Annotated in this window: 27 protein-coding genes; 19 read left to right on the top strand and 8 right to left on the bottom strand. The window is 66.8% G+C overall.

Annotated features, from left to right (window positions below; translation table 11 throughout):
* Positions 1 to 26 precede the first annotated feature (26 nt).
* Positions 27 to 1,152 (top strand): peptide chain release factor 2 gene (gene prfB / locus ACP7CK_RS12035; protein ID WP_292148240.1). Its coding sequence is split into 2 segments (ribosomal slippage): positions 27 to 95 and positions 97 to 1,152, totalling 1,125 coding nucleotides; the frame shifts between segments, so codons are not numbered across the junction.
* 78 nt (positions 1,153 to 1,230) lie between these two features.
* On the opposite strand, the gene ACP7CK_RS12030 is transcribed toward prfB, so the two are convergent.
* The 4 genes from ACP7CK_RS12030 to tyrS all read right to left on the bottom strand — a co-directional run bounded on the left by ACP7CK_RS12030 (position 1,231) and on the right by tyrS (position 4,924).
* Positions 1,231 to 1,788 carry a bactofilin family protein gene (locus ACP7CK_RS12030; RefSeq protein WP_040350235.1) on the bottom strand — a complete coding sequence of 186 codons (558 nt, stop codon included), beginning with the start codon at positions 1,786 to 1,788 and terminating at the stop codon, positions 1,231 to 1,233.
* A complete protein-coding gene (locus ACP7CK_RS12025) occupies positions 1,772 to 2,917 on the bottom strand; it encodes a peptidoglycan DD-metalloendopeptidase family protein (protein ID WP_008264420.1) in 1,146 nt (381 codons plus the stop codon). Before ACP7CK_RS12025 ends, ACP7CK_RS12030 begins: the two co-directional genes overlap by 17 nt.
* 158 nt (positions 2,918 to 3,075) lie before the next feature.
* Positions 3,076 to 3,543, bottom strand: coding sequence for a peroxiredoxin (locus ACP7CK_RS12020; protein WP_426026126.1), 468 nt, complete (start codon positions 3,541 to 3,543; stop codon positions 3,076 to 3,078).
* Positions 3,544 to 3,670: 127 nt separating this feature from the next.
* Positions 3,671 to 4,924: a tyrosine--tRNA ligase gene (gene tyrS, locus ACP7CK_RS12015; protein ID WP_426026125.1), complete on the bottom strand. Its 1,254-nt coding sequence runs from the start codon at positions 4,922 to 4,924 to the stop codon at positions 3,671 to 3,673.
* Positions 4,925 to 5,123: 199 nt separating this feature from the next.
* Between tyrS and ACP7CK_RS12010 the strand changes: the two genes are divergently transcribed.
* The 6 genes from ACP7CK_RS12010 to ACP7CK_RS11985 all read left to right on the top strand — a co-directional run bounded on the left by ACP7CK_RS12010 (position 5,124) and on the right by ACP7CK_RS11985 (position 11,046).
* Positions 5,124 to 5,630, top strand: a complete 507-nt coding sequence (locus ACP7CK_RS12010; RefSeq protein WP_426026124.1) for a DOMON-like domain-containing protein — start codon at positions 5,124 to 5,126, stop codon at positions 5,628 to 5,630.
* Entirely contained in the window at positions 5,627 to 6,829 is a 1,203-nt protein-coding gene (locus ACP7CK_RS12005; RefSeq protein WP_426026123.1) for an exo-beta-N-acetylmuramidase NamZ family protein, read from the top strand. Before ACP7CK_RS12010 ends, ACP7CK_RS12005 begins: the two co-directional genes overlap by 4 nt.
* Before the next feature lie 62 nt (positions 6,830 to 6,891).
* Complete coding sequence (locus tag ACP7CK_RS12000; RefSeq protein WP_426026122.1) at positions 6,892 to 7,569, top strand: DUF6624 domain-containing protein; 678 nt, start codon at positions 6,892 to 6,894, stop codon at positions 7,567 to 7,569.
* Positions 7,570 to 7,688: 119 nt separating this feature from the next.
* On the top strand, positions 7,689 to 8,252 hold the full coding sequence (gene ahpC / locus ACP7CK_RS11995) for an alkyl hydroperoxide reductase subunit C (protein WP_008260815.1): 564 nt from the start codon (positions 7,689 to 7,691) through the stop codon (positions 8,250 to 8,252).
* A 159-nt stretch (positions 8,253 to 8,411) separates the two neighbouring features.
* The gene (gene ahpF, locus ACP7CK_RS11990; protein ID WP_426026121.1) at positions 8,412 to 9,998 is read left to right on the top strand and encodes an alkyl hydroperoxide reductase subunit F; all 1,587 of its coding nucleotides are present in this window, start codon (positions 8,412 to 8,414) and stop codon (positions 9,996 to 9,998) included.
* A gap of 88 nt (positions 9,999 to 10,086) precedes the next feature.
* On the top strand, positions 10,087 to 11,046 hold the full coding sequence (locus ACP7CK_RS11985) for a DMT family transporter (protein ID WP_372705691.1): 960 nt from the start codon (positions 10,087 to 10,089) through the stop codon (positions 11,044 to 11,046).
* Between the two features lie 19 nt (positions 11,047 to 11,065).
* On the opposite strand, the gene ACP7CK_RS11980 is transcribed toward ACP7CK_RS11985, so the two are convergent.
* Together ACP7CK_RS11980 and ACP7CK_RS11975 are read right to left on the bottom strand one after the other, a co-directional pair.
* On the bottom strand, positions 11,066 to 12,352 hold the full coding sequence (locus ACP7CK_RS11980; RefSeq protein ID WP_426026120.1) for an NAD(P)/FAD-dependent oxidoreductase: 1,287 nt from the start codon (positions 12,350 to 12,352) through the stop codon (positions 11,066 to 11,068).
* A 32-nt stretch (positions 12,353 to 12,384) separates the two neighbouring features.
* On the bottom strand, positions 12,385 to 13,035 hold the full coding sequence (locus ACP7CK_RS11975; RefSeq protein WP_008262115.1) for an alpha/beta hydrolase: 651 nt from the start codon (positions 13,033 to 13,035) through the stop codon (positions 12,385 to 12,387).
* 158 nt (positions 13,036 to 13,193) lie between these two features.
* Between ACP7CK_RS11975 and ACP7CK_RS11970 the strand changes: the two genes are divergently transcribed.
* From ACP7CK_RS11970 to ACP7CK_RS11915, 12 genes are all read left to right on the top strand, one after another.
* The gene (locus ACP7CK_RS11970; RefSeq protein ID WP_008264270.1) at positions 13,194 to 13,676 is read left to right on the top strand and encodes an Rrf2 family transcriptional regulator; all 483 of its coding nucleotides are present in this window, start codon (positions 13,194 to 13,196) and stop codon (positions 13,674 to 13,676) included.
* Complete coding sequence (locus tag ACP7CK_RS11965) at positions 13,673 to 14,812, top strand: cysteine desulfurase family protein (RefSeq protein WP_426026119.1); 1,140 nt, start codon at positions 13,673 to 13,675, stop codon at positions 14,810 to 14,812. Before ACP7CK_RS11970 ends, ACP7CK_RS11965 begins: the two co-directional genes overlap by 4 nt.
* The gene (gene sufB, locus ACP7CK_RS11960; protein ID WP_426026118.1) at positions 14,812 to 16,278 is read left to right on the top strand and encodes a Fe-S cluster assembly protein SufB; all 1,467 of its coding nucleotides are present in this window, start codon (positions 14,812 to 14,814) and stop codon (positions 16,276 to 16,278) included. Before ACP7CK_RS11965 ends, sufB begins: the two co-directional genes overlap by 1 nt.
* A complete protein-coding gene (locus ACP7CK_RS11955; protein ID WP_426026117.1) occupies positions 16,275 to 16,436 on the top strand; it encodes a hypothetical protein in 162 nt (53 codons plus the stop codon). Before sufB ends, ACP7CK_RS11955 begins: the two co-directional genes overlap by 4 nt.
* Positions 16,436 to 16,696, top strand: a complete 261-nt coding sequence (locus tag ACP7CK_RS11950; protein WP_426026116.1) for a hypothetical protein — start codon at positions 16,436 to 16,438, stop codon at positions 16,694 to 16,696. The genes ACP7CK_RS11955 and ACP7CK_RS11950 overlap by 1 nt, the downstream gene beginning before the upstream one ends.
* On the top strand, positions 16,693 to 16,995 hold the full coding sequence (locus ACP7CK_RS11945; protein ID WP_426026115.1) for a type II toxin-antitoxin system RelE/ParE family toxin: 303 nt from the start codon (positions 16,693 to 16,695) through the stop codon (positions 16,993 to 16,995). Before ACP7CK_RS11950 ends, ACP7CK_RS11945 begins: the two co-directional genes overlap by 4 nt.
* A 6-nt stretch (positions 16,996 to 17,001) precedes the next feature.
* The gene (sufC, locus tag ACP7CK_RS11940) at positions 17,002 to 17,751 is read left to right on the top strand and encodes a Fe-S cluster assembly ATPase SufC (RefSeq protein ID WP_008260455.1); all 750 of its coding nucleotides are present in this window, start codon (positions 17,002 to 17,004) and stop codon (positions 17,749 to 17,751) included.
* Positions 17,748 to 18,770, top strand: coding sequence for a Fe-S cluster assembly protein SufD (gene sufD, locus ACP7CK_RS11935; protein WP_008262359.1), 1,023 nt, complete (start codon positions 17,748 to 17,750; stop codon positions 18,768 to 18,770). The genes sufC and sufD overlap by 4 nt, the downstream gene beginning before the upstream one ends.
* Before the next feature lie 77 nt (positions 18,771 to 18,847).
* Positions 18,848 to 20,059, top strand: a complete 1,212-nt coding sequence (locus tag ACP7CK_RS11930; RefSeq protein ID WP_426026352.1) for an aminotransferase class V-fold PLP-dependent enzyme — start codon at positions 18,848 to 18,850, stop codon at positions 20,057 to 20,059.
* A gap of 4 nt (positions 20,060 to 20,063) precedes the next feature.
* Positions 20,064 to 20,453 carry an SUF system Fe-S cluster assembly protein gene (locus ACP7CK_RS11925; RefSeq protein ID WP_291754962.1) on the top strand — a complete coding sequence of 130 codons (390 nt, stop codon included), beginning with the start codon at positions 20,064 to 20,066 and terminating at the stop codon, positions 20,451 to 20,453.
* A gap of 13 nt (positions 20,454 to 20,466) precedes the next feature.
* Positions 20,467 to 20,856: a HesB/IscA family protein gene (locus ACP7CK_RS11920; RefSeq protein ID WP_035306948.1), complete on the top strand. Its 390-nt coding sequence runs from the start codon at positions 20,467 to 20,469 to the stop codon at positions 20,854 to 20,856.
* Position 20,857: 1 nt separating this feature from the next.
* A complete protein-coding gene (locus ACP7CK_RS11915) occupies positions 20,858 to 21,214 on the top strand; it encodes a TfoX/Sxy family protein (RefSeq protein WP_426026113.1) in 357 nt (118 codons plus the stop codon).
* On the opposite strand, the gene ACP7CK_RS11910 is transcribed toward ACP7CK_RS11915, so the two are convergent.
* Positions 21,207 to 21,956 carry a lysophospholipid acyltransferase family protein gene (locus ACP7CK_RS11910; protein WP_426026112.1) on the bottom strand — a complete coding sequence of 250 codons (750 nt, stop codon included), beginning with the start codon at positions 21,954 to 21,956 and terminating at the stop codon, positions 21,207 to 21,209. The two genes, ACP7CK_RS11915 and ACP7CK_RS11910, sit on opposite strands and share 8 nt — an antisense overlap.
* 27 nt (positions 21,957 to 21,983) lie before the next feature.
* On the bottom strand, positions 21,984 to 23,036 hold the full coding sequence (locus tag ACP7CK_RS11905; protein WP_426026111.1) for a GGDEF domain-containing protein: 1,053 nt from the start codon (positions 23,034 to 23,036) through the stop codon (positions 21,984 to 21,986).
* Positions 23,037 to 23,096 lie beyond the last annotated feature (60 nt).

The raw sequence follows: 23,096 nt of genomic DNA, 5'->3' as shown, positions 1-23,096 counted from the left end.
AGGGCCTTGTGTCGCTGGAGATTGCGATGAGACCGGATGTCGAGGCCATGAAGGCCGACATCGAGCAGAGCGTCGCTCTGCTCAGGAGGCGTCTTTGACTGGGATGTCGCTCTAAGAAAGCTCGATGAGCTGAACGCACGGGTCGAGGATCCGACCCTGTGGGACAAGCCCGAAGAAGCCCAGGCCGTCAGCCGCGATCGTTCGCAGCTGGAAGCCAAGATCAACACCGTCAAGGCGATGGAGCAGGACCTCGAGGACGGGGTGATGCTGGCCGAGATGGCGGACGAGGAAGGCGACGAGGGTACGCTGGAAGAGGCGCGCGTCCTGCTGCGGGGCATCAAGGACCGCGCCGCCCGGGCCGAGCTGGAAGCCCTGCTGTCCGGCGAGGCCGACGGCAACGACGCCTATCTGGAAGTCAACTCCGGCGCCGGCGGCACGGAGTCGAACGACTGGGCCGGCATGCTGCTGCGGATGTATTCGCGCTGGGCCAAGGCGCATGGGTACGAGGTCACGATCGAGGCCCACGAGGAGGGCGAACAGGCGGGGGTCAAGTCGGCCACCATCCTGATCTCCGGGCCGAACGCCTACGGCTGGCTGAAGTCGGAATCAGGCGTTCACCGCCTGGTGCGCATCAGCCCCTATGACGCGGCGGCCAAGCGGCACACCAGCTTCGCCTCCATCGGGGTGTCGCCGGTCGTGGACGACGCCATCGAGATCGACATCAATCCGTCGGACGTCCGCACCGACACCTACCGGGCCTCGGGCGCCGGCGGCCAGCACATCAACAAGACGGACTCGGCCGTGCGTCTGACCCACGTTCCGACCAACACCGTCGTGGCCTGCCAGGCCGGCCGGTCGCAGCACCAGAACCGCGAACAGGCGTGGAAGATGCTGCGGGCGCGGCTGTATGAGCTGGAGCTGCAGAAGCGCGAAGCCGTGGCCCAGGCCCTGGCGGACGCCAAGACGGACATCGGCTGGGGCCACCAGATCCGATCCTATGTGCTGCAGCCGTACCAGATGGTGAAGGACCTGCGGACCGAGGTCGAGACCTCGGACACCCAAGGGGTGCTGGACGGTGATCTGGACGCCTTCATGGGCGCGGCCCTGGCGGCGCGGGTCGGCGAGACGCGCGGCTCCAGCGCGGACGCCTGATCGGCGCCGGGACGACCGCGGACAAGAAAAAGGGCGGCCCGGACACCGGGCCGCCCTTTTGACTTCAGGGCCTCGGGGTCAGACCGTTTCCTTCCCCTGGACGACCGGAGCGGTTTCCGGCTTCGGAGCGAGAGGGGCCGCCGCCTGCACGACCGGCGCGACCGGGGTCACGGCGGCGGGGGCGGGCGCCTGACGCTGCCCTTGGGCGACGCGGCCCTGGAAGAAGGCGCCGACGTCGATCGACAGCTGTTCGGCCGTGATGTCGCCGTCCACATAGGCGGTGGCGACCAGTTTGACCTGCTTGCCCTGGACGCCGCCGACGACCCGGCCGCGCACCTCGACATAGTCAGCCTGAACATTGCCTTCGACGGCGCCGGTCTCGCCGACGATCAGGCGGCCGACGCGGACGTCGCCCTTCACCTGGCCGTCGATCTGCAGATCGCCGGCGCCCGAGACATTGCCTTCGAACACCAGGTCGGACGACAGGGTCGACAGACCGCGGCCGGTCGGCACGGCCGAAGGGGCGGCGCCGCCGGCGCGCGGCGCGGCGGGCATGTCCGGCAGCGGCGGGATGACCGGAGCGGTCGGGCGAGCCGCCGGGGTCGGGCTCGAGGGTTTGCTAATTTTGTTGAACAAGTTGGTCTCCTGCTCTGAGGAAGCGTGCGGGGTTCTGGGGTCGGCCGTTCAGCCAGACTTCGTAATGGAGGTGGACGCCGGTGGAGCGGCCCGTCGTGCCCATCCCTCCGATACGTTGGCCGAGCGCGACCGACTGGCCGGGCTGAACCCCCAGGGTGTTGAGATGGGCGTAACGCGTCTTGAAACCGCGACCATGGTCTAGCTCTACAGTATTGCCATAGCCTGAACGGACGCCGGCGTAGGCGACCACGCCCGGGGCCGTGGCGTAGATGGGCGTGTTCAGGGGAGCGGCGAAGTCCTGGCCCTGGTGGACGGCGGGCCGGCCGTTGAACGGATCGAAGCGGACGCCGAAGCCCGAGGTGGTGCGGGCCTGTGTCGGGCGTTTGAACGGCAGGCCCCCCGCCGCGTCGGTCAAGGCCCGCATCTCGTTCAGGTTGGTGGCGGCGTGGCGGATGCGGACGGCGAAGGGCTCGTCCACGTCCAGGATGGCGGCCAGGGCGCGCGGGTCGCGCGCCTCGACCAGGGGGCCGCCCAGGGGCTCGGACGCGGCGACATAGGCGGCGGGGTTCAGACCCGCCAGACGGAAGGCGAGACGCAGGCGTTCGGCCCGGGTCTGGGCGAAGTCTTCGGCCCGGTCCAGCAGCCGCTCCTGATCCAGCCGCACGGCCAGGATCCGCTGGATCGGGCTGGCGCTGTCGGGGATGGCGGCGGGCGCGAGGGCGCGCTGGGCTCCCTCCACGCCATGGAAGTCGGTCATCACCGTGGTCAGGGCGGCGTGGCGCCGTTCGATCATGGCGGCGGTCTGTTCCAGCGAGCCGTTGGCGGCGGACATGCGGACCACCGCGCTCTCCAGCCGGGCCTGAAGGTCGGCGTTCAGACGTTCCGACGCGGCGCGCGCGCGCACGACCTCGGCGTCGGAGCGGTGCTGGGCGATGAGGTCGAACAGGAAGGCACCGGAGGCCACCAGGGACCAGAGGACGACGGCCACGGCGACCGCGCCCAGAACCAGCTGTCTCTGCGCGGTCAGGGCATAGGCCCGGATATCGTCACGGCTGCGCAGATAAAGGTATCGAACGGGCAAAAAACGTTCGAACCAAGATGATTCCGGCGACTGATCTTGCACGGTCATTACGCAACGCCCCCACGTCGAGGTGGGGTTTATCCGGTGCAACGATGACACGGGCAAGACTGTTCACGCCCTGTTAACCACGATTGATGAAGTTTTACGGCCTCATCACGCGATTGTTGATTGAGATTCGCGCATTTGGCGAAACTCCGAATCGGAATTCAACCCAATGAACGGGCAGCCTCCAGAACGGCGGCGGCGTGGTCGGCGACCTTGACGTTGCGCCAGGCCCGGACGACCCGGCCGTCGGCGTCGATCAGGAAGGTCGCGCGCTCTATGCCCATATATTCGCGGCCGTAGAGCTTCTTCTGCACCCAGACGCCCCAGGCCTCGCAAGCCGCGCCGTCCTCGTCCGAGGCCAGGACGACGGCGAGGTCGTACTTGGCCTTGAACTTGTCGTGCTTCTTCACCGTGTCCTTGGACACGCCGATGACGGGAACGCCCAGGGCGGCGAAGTCGGGCGCCAGGGCGGTGAAGTCCTGGGCTTCGCGGGTGCAGCCGGTCGTGTCGTCCTTGGGATAGAAATAGACGACGGCGGGCTTGCCCTTGAGGGCGGCGAGGGAAACCTGGCCGCCGTTGTCGGTCGGCAGGTCGAGGGCGGGGGCGGGCTGGCCTTCGGTGGCGGACATGGTCTCTGTTCCTGTCGTCATCCTCGGGCTCGACCCGAGGATCGGAAGGGGGGCGGGTTCTGCGCCGCCCGTTCGCACGAGCGGCGGAAAGCCCGGCCCTCGGATCAAGTCCGAGGGTGACGGGGTGTTAGGTTGGGCGAACGAGTACGATCTTCTTCTTGCCGGCCGCCAGCTTGATGACGCCGTCCTTGAGGTCGGCCTCGGTCAGCAGTTGGGCGCCGTCGGACACGGCGGCGTCGTTGAGGCGCAGGCCGCCGCCCTGGGCCAGGCGGCGCGCCTCGCCGTTCGAGGCGGTCAGGCCGGCCTTGGTCACGACGGCGGCGATCATGGCGCCGTAGACCTCGGCCGCCGGCAGTTCGACGGTCGGCAGGTCGGCGGAGACCTGACCCTTCTCGAAGGCGGTCTCGGCGGCGGCGCGGGCCTTGCCGGCTTCCTCGGCGCCATGCAGCAGGGTGGTGGCGGCGTCGGCGAGGGCCTTCTTGGCGTCGTTGATGGCCGCGCCTTCCAGGGCCTCGTATTCGGCGACCTGCTCCAGGCTCAGGTCGGTGAACAGGCGCATGAAGCGGCCGACGTCGGCGTCCTCGGCGTTGCGCCAGAACTGCCAGTAGTCATAGGGGCTGAGCTGTTCGGCGTTCAGCCAGACGGCGCCCTGGGCGGTCTTGCCCATCTTGCCGCCCGAGGCCGTGGTCAGCAGCGGGGTGGTCAGGCCGAAGGCGGCCTTCTGGTCCACGCGGCGGACCAGATCGACGCCCGAGGTGATATTGCCCCACTGGTCCGACCCGCCCATCTGCAAGGTCACCTTCAGGGCGCGGTTCAGCTCCAGGAAGTCCACCGACTGCATCAGCATGTAGTTGAACTCGAGGAAGGTCATCGGCTGCTCGCGCTCAAGGCGCAGCTTGACGGAATCGAAGCTCAGCATCCGGTTGACGGTGAAGTGGGTGCCGAAATCGCGCAGGAACTGGATGTAGCCGTAGCCCGACAGCCAGTCGTCGTTGTTGACCATGACCGCGTCGGTCGGGCCGCCGCCGAAGGTCAGGAATTTGGCGAAGACCGTCTGGATCGAGTCGATGTTCGACTGGATGGTCTCTTCGGTCAGCTGGGGGCGCGACGTGTCCTTGCCGGTCGGGTCGCCGACCTTGGTGGTGCCGCCGCCCATCAGGACGATGGGCTTGCCGCCCGCCTGCTGGAGCCGGCGCAGCATCATGATCTGGATCAGGCTGCCGACGTGCAGCGACGGGGCGGTGGCGTCGAAGCCGATGTAGCCCGCCACCACGCCGTCGGCCGCCGCCGCATCCAGCTCGACCGGGTGGGTGATCTGATGGATGTAGCCGCGCGCCTGGAGGGTGCGGAGGAAGTCGGATTTGAAGGCGTGTTCGGTCATGGCGGAGGCTCCGTTAGCAGGGATGCCGGCGGTCGTCTTCCATTTCCGAAGAGCGCGTCGCCAGCGAAGGCGGCGCGTGTTCGCGGGCCGCTCGCTTACAGCGGGCGGTAATACAGGCCGGCGATGGCGCGGGCGGCGAACATGGGTTCTGGATAAGGCGCAGCGTTGACCGGCGTCAAGCCTTCGCTACGAAGGACGGATGCGTCTGCCCCTGATCCCACACCCGAGTTCGCCGCCCGCCGGGCTGACGCTGGAGGTCCAGGCGCGGCGGGCGGGGCGGGTGTTGAGCCTCGAATATGTCGTGGCCGGGCCGGTTGAAATGGTGCGCTGGCCGCAGGCGGCGGCGCGGGCGCGAACGGACGGGCTGTGGCGGACGACCTGTTTCGAGGCCTTCGTGCGGACGGAGGGCGGCTATGTCGAATATAATCTGTCGCCGTCGGGGGCCTGGGCGGCCTATCGGTTCGACGGCTATCGCGAGGGGATGCGGGGGCTGGAGATCGCGGCGCCCTTCATCGTGACGCGGATGGCGCCGGGGCGGTTCGGGCTGACGGTCGATGTGGAGCTGCCCGAGGATGCGACGGACGCGGTCGGGCTGACGGCGGTGGTCGAGAGGCTGGACGGGGCGATCGCCTATTGGGCCCTGGCGCATCCATCGGATAAGCCGGATTTTCATCATCCCGACTCGTTCGCGCTGGAACTGCCATGAATTTCGGTCTCGACCGCCTGCTGTCCGACGACGCCCTGAAGGCCCAGTTGAAGGGGCGGCGCGTGGCCCTGCTGGCGCACCCGGCCTCGGTGACCAAGGACCTGGGTCATGCGGTGGACGCCCTGGCCGCCTGTCCCGAGATCGAACTGACCGCCGCCTTCGGGCCGCAGCACGGGATGAAGGGCGATCTGCAGGACAATATGATGGAGAGTCCGGATTATCGCGATCCGGTGCACGGGTTTCCGGTCTTCAGCCTGTACGGCGAGGTGCGCCGGCCCAGGGACGAATGGATGGAGACGTTCGACGTCGTTCTGATCGACCTGCAGGACCTGGGCTGCCGCATCTACACCTATGTGACCACGCTTCTGTACGTGCTGGAGGCGGCGGCGAAACACGGCAAGTCGGTGTGGGTGCTGGACCGGCCCAATCCGGCGGGGCGGCCGGTCGAGGGGCAGACGCTGAAGCCCGGCTGGGAGAGTTTCGTCGGGGCGGGGCCGATGCCGATGCGGCACGGGATGACGATGGGCGAACTGGGCCTGTGGTTCATCGACCGGTTCAAGCTGGATCTGGATTATCGCGTCGTGGAGATGCAGGGCTGGGCCCCCGAGGCGGGGCCGGGCTTCGGCTGGCCGCTGGGCGAGCGGGCCTGGGTCAATCCCAGCCCGAATGCGCCGAACCTGTCGATGGCGCGCGCCTATGCCGGGACGGTGATGCTGGAGGGGGCGACCCTGTCGGAAGGCCGGGGCACGACCCGGCCGCTGGAGCTGTTCGGGGCGCCGGACATTGATGCGCGGGCGGTGATCGCCGAGATGCACGCTCTGGCGCCGGAGTGGCTGGGCGGCTGTACCTTACGCGACATGTGGTTCGAGCCGACCTTCCATAAGCACGTCGGCCAGCTGTGCAGCGGGGTGCAGATCCATGTCGATCACCCCGGCTATGACCATGCCGCCTTCAAGCCGTGGCGCGTGCAGGCCCTGGGGTTCAAGGCGATCCGGCGGTTGTACCCCGACTACGATCTGTGGCGGGATTTCCCGTACGAGTATGCGTTCGGAAAACTGCCCATCGATGTGATCAACGGCGGACCGGGCTTGCGGGAATGGGTGGATGACGCGGCGGCGGGGCCGGGGGATCTGGAGGCGGCGACGCGGCCGGATGAGGCGGCGTGGGAAGAGGCGCGGCGGGGGGTCCTGCTGTATTGAACTTCGCCTAAACTTCGCCATGAAGGCGCGGTCATTTCCTCTTTCGGTTGTGGAGGGGCGCTATGATTGGTTTGATCTTGGCTGCGGCGATGCTGGTTCAGCACGCGCCGACCGAGGTGAGCGCCGAGGCAAGAGCCTTTGTTGCGCCAGTCGCCGAGGCTATCGCTGTCGAGAAGGCGCGACAGGCTGATTTGCCTCCCCCAACTTCAGACCGCGAGCGGCTCGAACGTATGGGGGCTTTGGATCAGGTCGGGAGACGCGTCTTTACGGTTCTGGACTTCAGCACCTTGCCTGCGGATGAGCGACAGTCCGCTGAGTCATTGGCTTGGGAAAGCATAGGGGCCGTAGATAAGGCTTTGCTCGACGAACTTCTGACCATGGTCCCCCCTGAGGGCTGGTTCAAGAAATCGGTCTATGGCGAGCAGGCTGCCGGCGCCGCCTTTCTGATCATTCAGCATTCCGACTTAGAAAACTGGCGACGATTCGTTCCGGTGCTAGAGCCCCTTGTCGCGCAGGGAGAGGTCGATGGTCAGAGCTATGGCCTGATGTATGACCGTTTGGCGATCAATGAGGGTCGGCCGCAGCGCTATGGCACGCAGATGACGTGCAAGGATGGTCGTTGGGTCGTGGACAAGCTGGAGGATCCCGAGCGCGTCGATGAAAGACGCAGTGCTATGAATTTCCCCGGCACAATGGCTGAGTACGAAGCGCATTTCCGAACCTATCCGCCCTGCACTTAATGTCCGGTCTTGTCATAACTAAAATCTATCACGCATCTGCAAATAAGTGATTGGGCTTATCTGCTGCGGTGCGGTAGGAAGCGGGCCTCCCCAACCTCCCAACGGAATGGAAGCCCTGCATGGCCCTTATCAACACGACCCTCAAACCCTTCACGGCCGAGGCCTACAAGGACGGCAAGTTCCTGACCGTCACCGACGCGGACGTGGCGGGCAAGTGGGCGATCTTCTTCTTCTATCCGGCCGACTTCACCTTCGTCTGCCCGACCGAGCTGGAAGACCTGGCCGACCACTACGCCGAGTTCCAGAAGCTGGGCGTCGAGATCTATTCGGTGTCGACCGACACCCATTTCTCGCACAAGGCCTGGCACGACTCGTCGCCGGCCATCGGCAAGATCACCTACACCATGCTGGGCGACCCCTCGGGCCTGGTGACCAACAACTTCGACGCCATGCGTCCGGGCGTGGGCCTGGCCGACCGTGCGACCTTCCTGGTCGATCCGGACGGCGTGATCCAGTTCACCGAGACCACCTCGGAAGGCATCGGCCGCAACGCCGCCGAACTGCTGCGCAAGGTCAAGGCCGCGCAATATGTGCGTTCGCACCCGGGTGAAGTCTGCCCGGCCAAGTGGGAAGAAGGCGAAGCCACCCTGGCCCCGTCGCTCGACCTCGTCGGCAAGATCTAAGACTGACGCGACCCATCGGGTCCGGCCCGGCGCCGGACCCGTCCGTCGGCGGGGGCGCGTTGCGTTTCCAGCCCCCGCCGACATCCTTCTTCATGTCTCGCCTCGCCCGCGGTCGGGCTTGCAGGCGTCATGAGTTCAACTGTTTCAAGGACCTCTCCCATGCTGGACGCCAATCTGAAATCTCAGCTCGAGGCCTATCTGAAGAACATCGTCCATCCGGTCGAACTGGTCGCCTCGCTGGGCGCCGGGCCGAAGTCGCAGGAGCTGAAGACCCTGCTGGAGGAGATCGTCTCGGTCTCGCACGGCAAGGTCGAGATGGGCCGCGACTATGACGACGAACGCCAGCCCAGCTTCCTGATCCGCCGCAAGGGCACGGATATCGGCGTGCGGTTCGCGGGGATTCCGCTGGGCCATGAGTTCACCTCGCTGGTGCTGGCCCTGCTGCACGTCGGCGGCCATCCGTCCAAGGCGGCGCAGGAGGTGATCCAGCAGGTCAAGGACCTGGACGGCGACTATGTGTTCGAGACCTATTTCTCGCTGTCGTGCCAGAACTGCCCCGACGTGGTGCAGGCCCTGAACCTGATGAGCGTGCTGAACCCGCGCATCAAACACGTCGCCATCGAGGGCGGCCTGTTCAAGGACGAGGTCGAGGAGCGCAAGATCATGGCCGTGCCGACGGTCTTCCTGAACGGCGAACTGTTCGGCCAGGGCCGGATGGAGCTGGAGCAGATCGTCGCCCGGCTGGATTCGGGCGCCGAGGCGCGGGCCGCCGAACGGCTGAAGTCCAAGGACCCGTTCGACGTGCTGGTGGTCGGCGGCGGCCCCGCCGGGGCGGCGGCCGCCATCTATACGGCGCGCAAGGGCATCCGCACCGGCATTGTGGCCGAGCGGTTCGGCGGCCAGGTGCTGGACACCATGGCGATCGAGAACTTCATCTCGGTGCCGCACACCGAGGGGCCGAAACTGGCCGCCCATCTGGAGCAGCATGTCCGCGAATATGAGGTGGACATCATGAACCTGCAGAAGGCGGCCAGGCTGGTGCCGGCCGAAGTTCCCGGCGGTCTGCACGAGGTGGTGCTGGAGAACGGCGCCAGTCTGAAGTCGCGGACCGTCATCCTGGCCACCGGCGCGCGCTGGCGCCAGATGAACGTGCCGGGCGAGGACCAGTACAAGAACAAGGGCGTGGCCTATTGCCCGCACTGCGACGGGCCGCTGTTCAAGGGCAAGCGGGTGGCCGTGATCGGCGGCGGCAACTCGGGCGTCGAGGCGGCCATCGATCTGGCGGGCATCGTGGCCCATGTGACCCTGATCGAATTCGACAGCGAACTGCGGGCCGATGCGGTGCTGCAACGCAAGCTGGCGACCCTGCCGAACGTGCGGATCGTCACCTCGGCCCTGACGACCCAGGTGCATGGCGACGGCGAGAAGGTGACGGGCCTGTCCTACAAGGATCGCAACTCCGACGCCCATCATGACGTCGATCTGGAAGGCGTCTTCGTCCAGATCGGCCTGGTGCCGAACACCGAATGGCTGCGCGGCGCCGTGGCCCTGACGGCGCGCGGGGAGATCGAGGTGGATCATCGCGGCGAGACCTCGCAGCCGGGCATATTCGGCGCGGGCGACGTGACCACCGTGCCCTACAAGCAGATCGTCATCGCCATGGGCGAAGGCTCCAAGGCGGGGCTGTCGGCCTTCGACTATATGATCCGCACGATTCCGGCCGAAGAGGCGGTCGAGGCGGCTTAGGTGGCGGTCGATCCATCGGTCTGGGGGCCGGTGTTCGCCGCCTGACAAACCGTGTAAGCGCGGCCAGGGTTGAAGGCGGAGCGCGACAATGACGGCATCCTCGGACCGGCTGTGGGGTGTGGCTTCCGGCCTGGGGGCAGGCGCGATGTGGGGGCTGGTGTTCCTGGCGCCCAAGTTCGCGCCGGAGGCGTCGCCGCTGTTGCTGACCGCCGGACGCTATCTGGCCTACGGGCTGATCGCGGTCGTTCTGATCGCCCCGCGCTGGCGACGGCTGGCGCCCCTGATCGAGGCGGGCACGTGGCGCGCCCTCGTCTGGCTGAGCCTGGCGGGCAATCTGGTCTATTTCGCCTTTGTGGTCGTCGCCGTTCACCTGGCCGGGGTGGCGGCGTCGGCCCTGATCGTGGGCATGGTGCCGGTGGTGGTGGCCCTGTGGGGGCTGAAGGATGGAGGCGGGCCGCCGGCGTCTCGGACGGCGCCGCCCATTGTCCTGGCGGCCGTGGCGGTGGGGCTGATCGGCTGGCGCGCCCTGTCGCACGGCCATGGCGTTTCCGGCGGACCAACCGGGATTCAGACGCTGATCGGTCTGGGCTGCGCCCTGGGCGCCCTGATCTCCTGGACGGTCTATGCGGTGGGCAACAGCCGCTGGATGGCGCGGCTGACACAGGTGTCGCCCCACGACTGGTCGCTGCTGACCGGGGTGGTCACGGGCGGTCTGGCGCTGCTCCTGGCGGTTCCCGCGGCGCTGACGACCCAGGGCTGGACCGGCGGTGCGTGGCTGAAGCTCGCGGGCGTCTGCCTGGGCGTGGCCCTGTTCGCCTCCATCATCGGCAACGCCCTGTGGAACCAGGCCAGCCGCCGTCTGCCGCTGACCATGCTGGGGCAGATGATCGTGTTCGAGACGGTGTTCGCCTTCGTCTACGGCTACATCTGGGAGCGACGGGGACCGGCTGTGATCGAGATCCTGGCCATACTGATGATGATCGTCAGCGTGATCTGGTGCGTGCGCGCCCACGGTCCAGCCCCAATCGCCGAGGAACCGCTGCACTGAGCCACGGGCCGCGCGCGCCTCAGTGCAGCTTCAGCCGTCCGGAGACACGGCGGTGCAGCAGGCGCGACAAGGCCAGGATGGCGGTGCGGCGGACGCCCAGGATGGCGCGGTGATGGTCCAGGTGCAGGGCCATATAGGCCCATTTGGCGATCAGGCCCTCGATCAGGAAGTTCGGACCGCCCAGATTGCCCATCAGGGAGCCGACCCCCCGGTCGCCGCCCAGGGACACCAGCGAACCCTTGTCACGATAGACGTAGGGGCCGGGATCGCGCGACGGGTCTGACCGAGCCATGGCCAGGGCCTTGGCCAGATAGGCGGCCTGCTGGGCCGCCGCCTGGGCGCGGGCGGGGACCGGACGCCCCTCGGGCCCCGGCGCCTCGGCGCAGTCCCCCATGGCGTAGATGTCAGGGGCCGAGGTGCGCAGGTGGTCGTCCACCACGAACTGATTGAGGCGGCCGGTGGTCAGGCCCAGGTTGCGGTTGGTCTCGGCCGCCTTCACCCCGGCCGCCCAGACGATCAGGTCGGCGGGCACCTCGCCCCTGGAGGTGTCCAGCCGGCCGGCGTGGACGGCCTTGACCTTGGCGTCGGTCAGCAGGCGCACGCCCTTTTCTTCCAGGGCATGGGCGGCCTTGGCCGAGACCCGTTCGGGCAGGCCGCCCAGGATGCGGGGCGCGGCCTCGACGAGGGTGACCGCGAGGTCGAACTTCTGACCCTCGGTCAGGCCGGCCGACAGTTCGTCATGCCCCTCGATCAGTTCGGTGGACAGTTCGACCCCGGTGGCGCCGGCCCCGACGATGGCGATGTTCATCGTCTGCCCGTCGGAATAGGCGGTCGCCAGGAAGGCGGCGGTCAGCCGTTTGTTGAACGCCTCGGCGTCCGCCACGTCCTCCAGCAGATGGGCGTGTTCGGCGGCGCCGGGCGTGCCGAACAGGTTCGACCCGCTGCCGATGGCCAGGACGAGGGTGCGGAACTTCACCGTGCGGGGGCGAACCAGGACGGCGTCGTCCTGATCCCGGATTTCGCCCAGGGTCAGGGTCTTGTTCGTCGGATCGAGGCCGGTCAGATCGCCGAAGGCGAAGCTGAAATGATTGCGCCGCGCCAGCACCGGGTAGGACAGGCCCTCCTGGTGGCTGTCCAGAGACCCCGCAGCGACCTCGTGCAGGCTGGGCTTCCACAGGTGGAAGATGGAGTGATCGATCAGCAGGACGCGACGGCGGCCCTCGCGCGGGCCGAACCGACGGCCCAGGCGGGCGGCGAGCTCAAGCCCGCCCGCGCCGCCGCCGATAATGACGATGTCATGTTCCATTCGGGTCTCCAACGCGCGACCCGAGGATCGGATCAGGCCGGCTTTTCTTCCAGACGCTTGTCCAGATAGGCGCCGACGCGGCGTTCGACGGCGCTGATGTGGTCCTGCCAGAAGTGGCTGGCGCCCTCTTCCAGCTCATAGTCGATGATGATGCCCTTCTGGGTGCGCAGCTTGTTGACCACGCGTTCGACCTCGGCCGGGGGCACGACGGTGTCCGCGGTGCCGTGCAGGAACAGGCCCGAGGCCGGGCAGGGGGCCAGGAAGCTGAAATCGTACATGTTGGACGGGGGCGAGACCGAGATGAAGCCGTCCGTCTCGGGGCGGCGCATCAGAAGCTGCATGCCGATATAGGCGCCGAACTGATAGCCGCCGACCCAGGTCTGGCTGGCGCCGGGGTTGTTCGACTGAAGCCAGTCCAGGGCCGTGGCCGCATCGGCCAGTTCGCCGATGCCCGAATCGAATTCACCCTGCGACTTGCCGACGCCGCGCGAATTATAGCGCAAGGTGGCGAAGCCGCGCTGCTGGAACAGCTGGTGCAGGGTGACGGTCACCGGGTTGTTCATATGTCCGCCCGCCTTGGGATGCGGATGCAGAATCAACGCGATGGGGGCGTTCGGGCGCTTGCCCGGGGAATAGCGGCCTTCGATGCGACCGGAGGCGCCGGGCAGGATGACTTCAGGCATAGGGGCTCTGGAATCCGTTCAACTGTCGTTTCGCGTGTGCGTAATACTTGACCGCTGAGGTGGGACTTTCTAAGTCCCTCCGCAAGCGAGGCGCCTTTGCGAAGGCGCGGGTTCTAGCACAAGAGCCCCGAAAAGCGCGCAATTTTTGAGGCTGCAATATGCGTCTGTCGACCAAGGGACGATACGCCGTGATGGCGATGGCCGATCTGGCGAAGAACGGACGCGGCGAAAGCGGCGAAATCCGGGCGGTTTCGCTGGCTGAAATCGCCGCGCGCCAGGAGATTTCGCTGAGCTATCTGGAGCAGTTGTTCGCCCGTCTGCGCAAGAGCGACCTGGTCAAGAGCGTGCGCGGACCCGGCGGTGGCTATCGGCTGGCCAAGGGGGCGCATGAGACGGTGGTGGCCGAGATCGTGCTGGCGGTGGACGAACCGATCCGGGCGACGCGCTGCGTGGCGCACGGCTCGCCCAAGGGCTGCATGATGGCCGGCGAACGCTGCATCACCCATGATCTGTGGGAAGACCTGGGTGACGAGATCCATCGCTATCTGGCCGGGGTGTCGCTGGAAGACGTGGTGATGAACCGCACAGGCCAGCGTCGGCGCAATGTCGAACCGCCCCAAGCTGTGGGAGTGGCGGCATGAGCGCGATCTATCTGGATTACAACGCCTCAGGCCTGGTGCGGCCCGAGGTTCTCGAGATCATGACGCGGACCCTGGCCGATAACGGCAATCCGTCGGCGGTCCATGCGGCCGGGCGGCGAGCGCGGGCGCGGGTCGAGACGGCGCGGGCCCAGGTCGGTGAACTGGTCGGCGCTGATCCGACGGCTGTGGTGTTCAACAGCGGCGGGACCGAGGCGAATGCCCAAGCCATCGCCAGCGCGCTGGCGGCCGGATGCGAGCGGCTGATCGTTTCGGCGACGGAACATCCGTGCGTGGCCGAGGCCGCGGCGAATGCGGGCGCGCCCGTCGAGGTGCTGCCGGTCGATGCGAACGGCGTCGTCGATCTGGCGTGGTTGGCGCAGGCCTTGGCGCGTCCGGGCCGGGCCGTGGTCGCCATCCATCATGCGAACAATGAAAGCGGCGTGATCCAGCCGGTGGTCGAAGCCGCCGCCCTGGTGCGCGCGGCCGGCGGCTGGCTGCACGTCGATGCGATCCAGTCGGCGGGCAAGATCCCGGTCGACATGCGCGTTCTGGACGCGGACAGCCTGACGCTTTCGGCGCACAAGCTGGGTGGGCCGCAGGGCGTCGGGGCCTTGATCCTGAAGGAAGGCGTGGCGGGCGTTCGCATCCTGCACGGGGCCGGGCAGGAGCGGGGTCTGCGCGCCGGGACCGAGAATGTTCCGGGCATCGCCGGTTTCGGCGTGGCCGCCGATTGCGCCGCGCGGGATCTGGAGACGATGGCTTCGCATGTCGGATGGCGCGATTCCGCCGAGGCCAGGGTCGAGGCCGCCGGGGCGACCGTGATTGGCGGAGATGCGCCGCGCCTGCCCAACACCCTGTTCATGGCGGTCGAGGGCTGGGACAGTCCTCAACAACTTATCATTCTTGATCTGGCCGGCGTCATGGTGTCGGCGGGCTCGGCCTGTTCGTCCGGCAAGGTCAAGCCGTCCAAGACCATCAGCGCCATGGGATTGAACGCTCTGGCGACCGGGGGCGTGCGCGTTTCCGGCGGCTGGGGCACGACCGAGAGCGACTGGAGCCGGTTCGCCGACGCCTGGATCGCCGCCTACGACAAGCACAAGACACGCGCCGCCGCGCGCGTGAGAGAGGTCGCCTGATGGCCGCCGTCAAGGAAACCATCGACGCCGTCGCCGCGCTGGAGAAATACGCGCACGGCTTTACGTCGGACATCGAGCAGGAGTTCGCGCCGCGCGGCCTGAACGCCGACATCGTGCGCTTCATCTCCGAGAAGAAGGGCGAGCCGGAATGGATGCTGGAATGGCGCCTGGCCGCCTATGAGCGCTGGCTGGCGATGGAGGAGCCGACCTGGGCGGCGGTAAAGTATGAGCCGGTCGACTATCAGGACCTGTTCTACTACGCCGCGCCCAAGCAGAAGGAGGGGCCGAAGTCTCTGGACGAGGTCGATCCCGAGATCCTGGAAATCTACAAGAAGCTGGGCATCCCGCTGAAGGAGCAGGAGGTTCTGGCGGGGGTGCAGGGCGCGCCGCGCGTGGCGGTGGACGCCGTGTTCGACAGCGTCTCGGTGGTCACCACCTTCAAGGAGGAACTGGCCAAGGTCGGCGTGATCTTCATGCCCATTTCCGAGGCCTTGCGCGAATATCCTGAGCTGGTGCGGCAATATCTGGGGTCGGTGGTGCCGGTCTCGGACAACTATTTCGCGGCCCTGAACAGCGCGGTCTTTTCGGACGGGTCCTTCGTCTACATCCCGCCGGGCGTGCGCTGCCCGATGGAGCTGTCGACCTATTTCCGCATCAATGCGAGCCAGACGGGCCAGTTCGAACGCACCCTGATCATCGCCGACAAGGGCAGCTATTGCTCCTATCTGGAAGGCTGCACCGCGCCGATGCGCGACGAGAACCAGCTGCACGCGGCCGTGGTCGAGATCGTGGCCCTGGACGACGCCGAGGTGAAATATTCGACCGTCCAGAACTGGTATCCGGGCGACGCCGAGGGCAAGGGCGGCATCTACAACTTCGTCACCAAGCGCGCGGATTGCCGGGGCGACCGGTCCAAGGTGTCGTGGACCCAGGTCGAGACCGGTTCGGCCGTGACCTGGAAATATCCGTCCTGCATCCTGAAGGGCGACGACAGCTCGGGCGAGTTCTATTCCATCGCCATCACCAACGGCTGTCAGCAGGCCGACACCGGCACCAAGATGATCCACCTGGGCAAGAACACCAAGTCGCGGATCATCGCCAAGGCGGTGTCGGCGGGGAAATCGGACTCGACCTATCGCGGCATGGTCTCGGTGCATCCGAAGGCGACGGGGGTGCGCAACTTCACCCAGTGCGATTCCTTGCTGATCGGCAAGGAATGCGGCTCGCACACCATCCCCTATATCGAGGCCCGCAACGGCTCGGCCCAGCTGGAGCACGAGGCGACGACGACGCGTCTGTCCGACGACCAGATGTTCTACGCCCAGCAGCGCGGGCTGTCGCAGGAGGAGGCGGTGGCCCTGCTGGTCAACGGCTTCGTCCGTGATGTGATGCAGAAGTTGCCGATGGAGTTCGCCGTCGAGGCGCAGAAGCTGGTGGCGATCAGCCTGGAAGGGAGTGTGGGGTGAGCATCGCCATCGACAATCTCCACGTCTCCGTCGGTGAAAAGCCGATTCTAAATGGCCTGACGCTCGATGTTCTGGCGGCCGGGGCGGCCGCCATCTTGGGGCTGGATCGTGGTATCATCGACAATTCTGGTCTGATCCGAACGTTGAGGACATTCTGATGGAAACGATTGCCGTTCCTTTCCGAGAAGATGCCGCTGACCGCCTGAAGCGTGCGGCGGCCGAGATCGGGATGCCGGTCGGCGAATTTATCGCCTCGGCGGCCGAAGGTTTCATCATGGACAATGAGGCTCATCGTGGCTCGCCGTTGTCGGCGGACCAGATCGCGCAGATCGAAGCGGGACTGGCCGCGGAGCGTGAGGGGCGGATTATTTCGAACGAGGACGCGGAGGCCCGGCTTGCGGCGCGGCGTACGCGGTGAAGGATTTCGAATGGTCTGAGCCCGCGCTGACGGCGTTCTCCGACTTTCTGGATCACCTTGACGCGCACAGTCTTGCAACTGCGGACAAGGCGGAAATGGAGATCAAAGCTACGCTCTGGCGTCTGGCCGAGCATCCTCGTCAAGGTCATCTGTCCCGCTGGCCTGGGCTTCTCGAATGGAGCGCAGCCGACTGGAAGAAGATCATCGTCTATCGCGAACGCCCGGACGGCATTCGCATCATCGCCTTCTACGACGCTCGACAGGATTTGAGCGCCGTTCATCCCACTCCGAACGACTGATTGAACATGCTCTCCATCTCCAACCTCCACGTCTCCGTCGGCGACAAGCCGATCCTCAAGGGACTGACCCTCGACGTCCCCGCCGGCGAGGTGCACGCCATCATGGGGCCGAACGGGGCCGGGAAGTCGACGCTGGGCTATGCCCTGTCGGGACGGCCGGGCTATGAGGCGACCGAAGGCGCGGTCGAGTGGGCGGGCGAGGACCTGCTGGCGCTGGACCCGGCCGAACGGGCGGCCAAGGGCGTCTTCCTGTCGTTCCAGTATCCGATCGAGATCCCCGGCGTGCCGGCCCTGACCTTCGTGCGGACGGCGCTGAACGCCCAGAAGCGCGCGCGGGGCGAGGAGGAGGTGGCGGCGCCGGCCTTCCTGAAGCTGGTCCGGGAGGCGTCCAAGGCGTTGAAGATGGACTTCGACATGCTGAAGCGGCCGCTGAACGTCGGCTTCTCCGGCGGCGAGAAGAAGCGGATGGAGATCCTGCAGATGGCCTTGCTGGAGCCGTCGTTGCTGATCCTGGACGAGACGGATTCCGGCCTGGACATCGACGCCCTGCGGATCGTGTCGGAAGGGGTGAACGCCCTGCGTCGTCCCGACCGGGCCATGCTGGTCATCACCCACTATCAGCGCCTGCTCGACTACATCAAACCGGACCGGGTCCATGTGCTGGCCGGCGGCCGGATCGTGGCCTCGGGCGGGCCGGAACTGGCGCATCAGCTGGAGGCGGAAGGATATGACAAATATCTTCCGGAACCGGCATGAGCGCGACCTTCGCCATCGACCTGACCGACGCGGCCACATTCCCGTCGCGGCGGGATGAGGCGTGGAAGTACAGCGACCTGAAGCGTCATCTGCGCGAGGCTCCGACGCCGTCGGGCACGGCCGCCGTGGGCGCGCCGGGGCCGTTCTACGCCCTGGGTGGAGAGGCCATCGTCTTCGCCAATGGGCGGCCGGTGGGCGTGACCGACTTCATCGCCTCGGGCGAGCAGACGCTGCGGCTGCGCTATATCTCGAACGCCGTCGGGACGGGGCATACGGCCAGGGCGCGGGTCGCCGTGCGGGCGGGCGCCAAGCTGCTGCTGCTGGAGACGCACGAGGGCGCCGGCTCGGCCTATGTGGCCCACAATACGCTGGAGCTGGATGTGGCGGCCGGGGCCGAGGTGACGCGCGTCGTCCTGGTCGAGGAGCCGGAGGACGCCATTTCCATCGCCGAAGCCCATGTGAAGGTCGAGGCGGGCGGCGTCTATCGCCAGACCATCATCGCCACCGGCGCCAAGCTGCAGCGGATCGAGACCCGCATCGCTCACTTCGCCCAGGGGGCGCAGGTTCAGGCCGACGGCCTGTATTTGCTGAATGGATCGCGGCAGGCCGACCTGACCAGCGTGGTGCGGCACATGGAGCGCGACGGCGCCACGTCGCAACTGATCAAGGGCGTGGCGCGCGATACGGCGCGGGGCGTCTTCCAGGGCAAGATCGTGGTCGAGCGCGGGGCCGACGGCACCGATGCGCGGATGGGCCACCACGCCCTGATCGCCTCCGAGCGGGCCGAGATCGACGCCAAGCCCGAACTGATCATCTATGCCGACGACGTGCAGTGCGCGCACGGCAATACGGTGGGGGCGCTGGACGAGAGCGCCCTGTTCTACATGCAGCAGCGCGGCATTCCGGCCGAGGAGGCCCGCGCCCTGTTGACCCAGGCCTTCCTGATCGAGGTCATCGACCGGATCGAGCACGAGGGCGCGAGAGAGGTGGCGCGGGAATGGCTGACGGCTCGGTTGTGACTGATCTTGCCCCCTCCGTCGCGGCGCAAGAGCGTCCCGCCACCTCCCCCAGGGGGGGAGGATTTGATCCCTATGCCGTGCGGGCGCAGTTCCCGATCCTGTCGCGACAGGTGAACGGCAAGCCGCTGGTCTATCTGGACAATGCGGCCTCGGCCCAGAAGCCGCGCGCGGTGATCGACGCCCTGGTGGCGACGATGGAGGGCGGATACGCCAACGTCCATCGCGGCCTGCACACCCTGTCGAACGAGGCGACCGAGGCCTTCGAGAAGGCGCGCGAGATCGTCGCCCGTTTCCTGAACGCCGAGAGCCCCGAGCAGGTCGTCTGGACCAAGGGCGGCACCGAGGCGATCAATCTGGTCGCCAATGGGCTGGGGTTGAGCATCGAACCGGGCGACGAGATCATCGTCTCGGAGATGGAGCACCATTCCAATATCGTGCCCTGGCACCTGCTGCGCGAACGGCGCGGGGCGGTGCTCAAATGGATCCCGGTGTTGGACGACGGGTCGCTGGACATGGCGGCTTACGCGGACCTGCTGTCGCCGAAGACGCGCATGGTCGCCGTCACCCATATGTCGAACGTGCTGGGCACCATCAATCCGGTGGCCGAGATCACGCGACTGGCGCATGCGGCCGGCGCCCCCGACTCCCGGATCAAGGTGCTGATCGACGGGTGCCAGGGGGCGGTCCATGCGACGCCGGACGTCCAGGCCATCGGTTGCGACTTCTATGTCCTGACCGGTCACAAGCTGTTCGGGCCGACCGGCATCGGCGCCCTGTACGGCAAGGCCGAGGCGCTGGAGGCCCTGCCGCCCTATCAGGGCGGCGGCGAAATGATCGAGACGGTCGAGATGGATCGCGTGACATACGCCAGGCCGCCCCATCGGTTCGAGGCGGGAACGCCGCCGATCCTGGAGGCCATCGGCCTGGGCGTGGCGCTGGACTGGCTGGCGCAATACGATCGGGCGTCGGTTCAGGCGCATGAACATGCCCTGTACCAGCACGCTGTCGATCGGCTGCAAGGGCAGAACTGGCTGCGGATTCTGGGGCAGGCGGAGGGGAAGGGCGCGATCCTGACCTTCGCCGTCGAGGGCGCCCACGCCCATGACGTGGCCCAGATCATGGATCGTTACGGCGTGGCCGTGCGGGCCGGACAGCACTGCGCCGAGCCGCTGGCGAAAAGAATGGGCGTGACGTCGAGCACACGCGCCTCCTTCGCCCTATATAACACCGTGGAGGATGCCGACGCCTTCGTGGACGCGCTGATCAAGGCGCGGAACTTCTTCGTGTAAGCCCATGACAGACGACACCATTCAAGACACCGACGCCTTCAAGAACGCCTGGGACGAACCCCAGAAGAGCGCCCTTTCCCAGGTCGAGCTGGACAAGCTGACCGAGGAGCTGATCGCGGCGCTGAAGTCGGTCTATGATCCGGAAATCCCGGTCGACATCTATGAGCTGGGCCTGATCTACCGGGTCGATGTGTCCGACGACCGCGACGTGGTGGTCGACATGACCCTGACCGCCCCGGGGTGCCCCGTCGCCGGCGAAATGCCCGGCTGGGTCGAGACGGCGGTCGAGAAGGTTGAGGGGGTGCGCAGCGCCAAGGCCAATCTGGTGTTCGACCCGCCGTGGGATTCCTCGAAGATGAGCGACGAGGCCAAGCTCGCGCTCAACATGTTCTGACGTGGATAGTCCAATGACCGAACTCCAGGCCACATCCCGTCCGCGCCGCCCGCGTCCCAAGGCCGTGACCCTGACGGACGCCGCCGCCGAACGCGTGCGCGAGATCCTGGACAATGCCGAGAACGACCACATCGGTCTGCGGATCGGGGTCAAGAACGGCGGCTGCGCCGGGCAGGAGTACACCTTCGCCTATGCCGACGAGATCGGCCCGCTGGACGAGGTGGTCGAGGACAAGGGCGTCACCATCCTGATCGAACCCAAGGCCGTGCTGTTCCTGATCGGCACCGAGATCGACTACGAGACGACCCGGCTGGCGTCCAAGTTCGTGTTCAACAATCCGAACCAGACCGACGCCTGCGGCTGCGGCGAGAGCGTCACCATCGTCCCGGCCGCCGCCGTCTGAGATGGCGTATGACGCGGCCTTCGGCGAATGGGTGCGCGAGCATTTCGCGGGCCTGGGGCGGCTGGAGATCAAGCGGATGTTCGGCGGCGCCGGGGTCTATGCCTCGGGCGTGATGTTCGCCTTGCTGGATGACGGCTTGGTCTGGCTGAAGGGTGACGAGGCGCTGGGCGAGGCCTTCGTCGAGGCAGGGTGTAGGCAATTCAGATATCCGACCAAGGACGGGCGGACGATGTCCATGGGATACTGGACCCTGCCGGAGACGGCGCTGGACGACCCCGACGAGGCCGCCGTCTGGGCGCGTCGGTCGCTGGAGGTGGCGGTGCGCAAGGCGTCCGGGAAGAAACCGAAGCCTATTTAGGCGTATCCATCAGAACCGCCGGCGTCACCGGCTGGCCCGTGGCCTCGGCGATCAGTTCGGCCGTGCGGGCCTCAACCACCGCCTCTAGGCGCGCCAGGAATTCGTCCTTGGGCAGGCCCACGGGGATGGGGTCCAGGAACTCCAGCTTCGCTGTGCCTGCGTGCTTCTCGTACTTCTCCTCGGGCCAGAACAGGCCGAGGTTGGTGGCCAGGGGCACGACCGGCATCTCGAAGTCGCGGTACATGTGCCAGACGCCCGAACGGTAGCGGAACTTCTGACCGACCGGCGCCAGATGACCCTCGGGGTATATCAGGATCTTGCGGTTCTCGGCCTTGGCCTCGGCGGCGCGGGTGGCCAGGGCCTGGCGGGCTTCGTGGCCGCCGCAACTGTTGACGACGATGGCGCCCAGCTTCTTCAACACCCCGCCCAGCAGGGGAAACTTCTCCAGGTGATCGCCGGTGACGAAGGCCAGGTCGTCGAACTGGTCGTAGGTGGCGAAGCCGTCGCCCCAGCTTTGATGTTTCGAGGCGATGATGAAGGCGCCCGGGGGCAGCCGTTCCTTGCCCCGCACATCCAGCCTGATGCCGGCGAAGACCGCCATGGCCTGGACCATCCGTCTGACATAGGCGCGGATGACCCGGCTGGTGGCGCCGCGTCCCGGCGCCAGGGCGGCGAAGGCTGCGGTCAGGCCATAGCTGATCGACAGGATCCAGTAGGCGATATTGAAGGCGAGGCTGCGCATGGGCCGACTATGGCAGAAAGTCGCGGCTCAGGCGGCGTTTTCGAGCGCGCGCGCGCTGGTGACGCGATTGCGGCCGCCGCGCTTGGACGCATAGAGGGCCTCGTCGGCGCGCTCGAGCAGGGCGGCGGCGCCTTCACGGGGCAGATGTTCCGCAAATCCGGCGGAAAGAGTGACGGCGCCGAGATCGTCGTTGGTGGAGCGCCGCCGCAGGGAACGGGAGGAGACCTCTTCGCGGATATGCTCCAGCGCGGCCATGACGGCGCCAGGGCTCTCGCCCGGGAAGATGATCGCGAACTCTTCGCCGCCGAACCGCGCCACGAACCGATTGCCGGAACAGACGCGTGACAGGATGGTGGAGACATACCGCAGCACCTGATCACCGGTCTGATGCCCCCAGGTGTCGTTGAACCGCTTGAAATGATCGATGTCGAGGATGGCCAGGGTTAGGGGCGTGCGGCCGGCGTCGGCGCAGGCCTGTTCCAGGCGCTCGTCGAAGGCCTTGCGGTTGGCCAGATTGGTCAGGGCGTCGGTCATCGCGTCGCGGCGCACCTGTTCCAGATGCTCGCGAAGACGGGCGACTTCCTTGTTGGAGCTTTCCAGGCGTTTTTCGAGGCTGGCGGTCTCGCGGCGAACGCGTTGGGTGGCCGTGGACAGTCCGCCGACCAGGCTCTTCAGGGCGGAGGCGTCCTCGACGGCGGTGTCCATGGTCTGCGAGGCGTCGGCCAGAGTCTCGCCAAAGTCGGTCTGGGTCTTGTGGGCCTTGGCGATGGCGGCGGAGACACTGGCCAACTCGCGATCCAGCACGGCGCCGGCGTCGCGAATCTCTTCCGACAGACGGCCGCGGGGCAGGAATTCGGCGGCGAGCATTTCCGAGGTCTCGTCGGATATGACGGCGTCTTCAGCCAGCAGGCGCTTGATCTCGACCCCCAGAGGACCTTCGGGGTCGCCGAGATAATGAATCCAGAGTTCGAAATTCAGCGGCGTGGGCCAGACGCCGGCCTTCTCCATTTCGGCGATGGCGTTGCGCGCAAGAGAATAGGCTTCCGGTCCCCGAACCGCCGTTTCGACCTGCGCTGTCATTCGCTTCTCCCGAAGTCCCGTTCTGGAACTTCGGGGAGATTAGAGGCCTATCCGTAATAC

The sequence above is a fragment of the Brevundimonas sp. TSRC1-1 genome (assembly GCF_049898245.1).
GTDB lineage: Bacteria > Pseudomonadota > Alphaproteobacteria > Caulobacterales > Caulobacteraceae > Brevundimonas > Brevundimonas mediterranea_A.
This window is presented reverse-complemented; position numbering and strand designations above follow the sequence as displayed.

Bases quoted from the DNA above. Each gene is read 5' to 3' on its own strand.
- ACP7CK_RS12000 (WP_426026122.1), top strand. From the start codon at position 6,892: ATGATTGGTTTGATCTTGGCTGCGGCGATGCTGGTTCAGCACGCGCCG.
- ACP7CK_RS11980 (WP_426026120.1), bottom strand. From the start codon at position 12,352: ATGGAACATGACATCGTCATTATCGGCGGCGGCGCGGGCGGGCTTGAG.
- ACP7CK_RS11965 (WP_426026119.1), top strand. From the start codon at position 13,673: ATGAGCGCGATCTATCTGGATTACAACGCCTCAGGCCTGGTGCGGCCC.
- ACP7CK_RS11910 (WP_426026112.1), bottom strand. From the start codon at position 21,956: ATGCGCAGCCTCGCCTTCAATATCGCCTACTGGATCCTGTCGATCAGC.
- ACP7CK_RS12025 (WP_008264420.1), bottom strand. From the start codon at position 2,917: ATGACCGTGCAAGATCAGTCGCCGGAATCATCTTGGTTCGAACGTTTT.
- ACP7CK_RS11950 (WP_426026116.1), top strand. From the start codon at position 16,436: ATGGAAACGATTGCCGTTCCTTTCCGAGAAGATGCCGCTGACCGCCTG.
- ACP7CK_RS12010 (WP_426026124.1), top strand. From the start codon at position 5,124: ATGCGTCTGCCCCTGATCCCACACCCGAGTTCGCCGCCCGCCGGGCTG.
- ACP7CK_RS11975 (WP_008262115.1), bottom strand. From the start codon at position 13,035: ATGCCTGAAGTCATCCTGCCCGGCGCCTCCGGTCGCATCGAAGGCCGC.
- sufC (WP_008260455.1), top strand. From the start codon at position 17,002: ATGCTCTCCATCTCCAACCTCCACGTCTCCGTCGGCGACAAGCCGATC.
- ACP7CK_RS11985 (WP_372705691.1), top strand. From the start codon at position 10,087: ATGACGGCATCCTCGGACCGGCTGTGGGGTGTGGCTTCCGGCCTGGGG.
- ahpF (WP_426026121.1), top strand. From the start codon at position 8,412: ATGCTGGACGCCAATCTGAAATCTCAGCTCGAGGCCTATCTGAAGAAC.
- ACP7CK_RS12020 (WP_426026126.1), bottom strand. From the start codon at position 3,543: ATGTCCGCCACCGAAGGCCAGCCCGCCCCCGCCCTCGACCTGCCGACC.
- tyrS (WP_426026125.1), bottom strand. From the start codon at position 4,924: ATGACCGAACACGCCTTCAAATCCGACTTCCTCCGCACCCTCCAGGCG.
- ACP7CK_RS11915 (WP_426026113.1), top strand. From the start codon at position 20,858: ATGGCGTATGACGCGGCCTTCGGCGAATGGGTGCGCGAGCATTTCGCG.
- sufB (WP_426026118.1), top strand. From the start codon at position 14,812: ATGGCCGCCGTCAAGGAAACCATCGACGCCGTCGCCGCGCTGGAGAAA.
- sufD (WP_008262359.1), top strand. From the start codon at position 17,748: ATGAGCGCGACCTTCGCCATCGACCTGACCGACGCGGCCACATTCCCG.
- ACP7CK_RS11905 (WP_426026111.1), bottom strand. From the start codon at position 23,036: ATGACAGCGCAGGTCGAAACGGCGGTTCGGGGACCGGAAGCCTATTCT.
- ACP7CK_RS11925 (WP_291754962.1), top strand. From the start codon at position 20,064: ATGACAGACGACACCATTCAAGACACCGACGCCTTCAAGAACGCCTGG.
- ACP7CK_RS12005 (WP_426026123.1), top strand. From the start codon at position 5,627: ATGAATTTCGGTCTCGACCGCCTGCTGTCCGACGACGCCCTGAAGGCC.
- ahpC (WP_008260815.1), top strand. From the start codon at position 7,689: ATGGCCCTTATCAACACGACCCTCAAACCCTTCACGGCCGAGGCCTAC.
- ACP7CK_RS11920 (WP_035306948.1), top strand. From the start codon at position 20,467: ATGACCGAACTCCAGGCCACATCCCGTCCGCGCCGCCCGCGTCCCAAG.
- ACP7CK_RS11970 (WP_008264270.1), top strand. From the start codon at position 13,194: ATGCGTCTGTCGACCAAGGGACGATACGCCGTGATGGCGATGGCCGAT.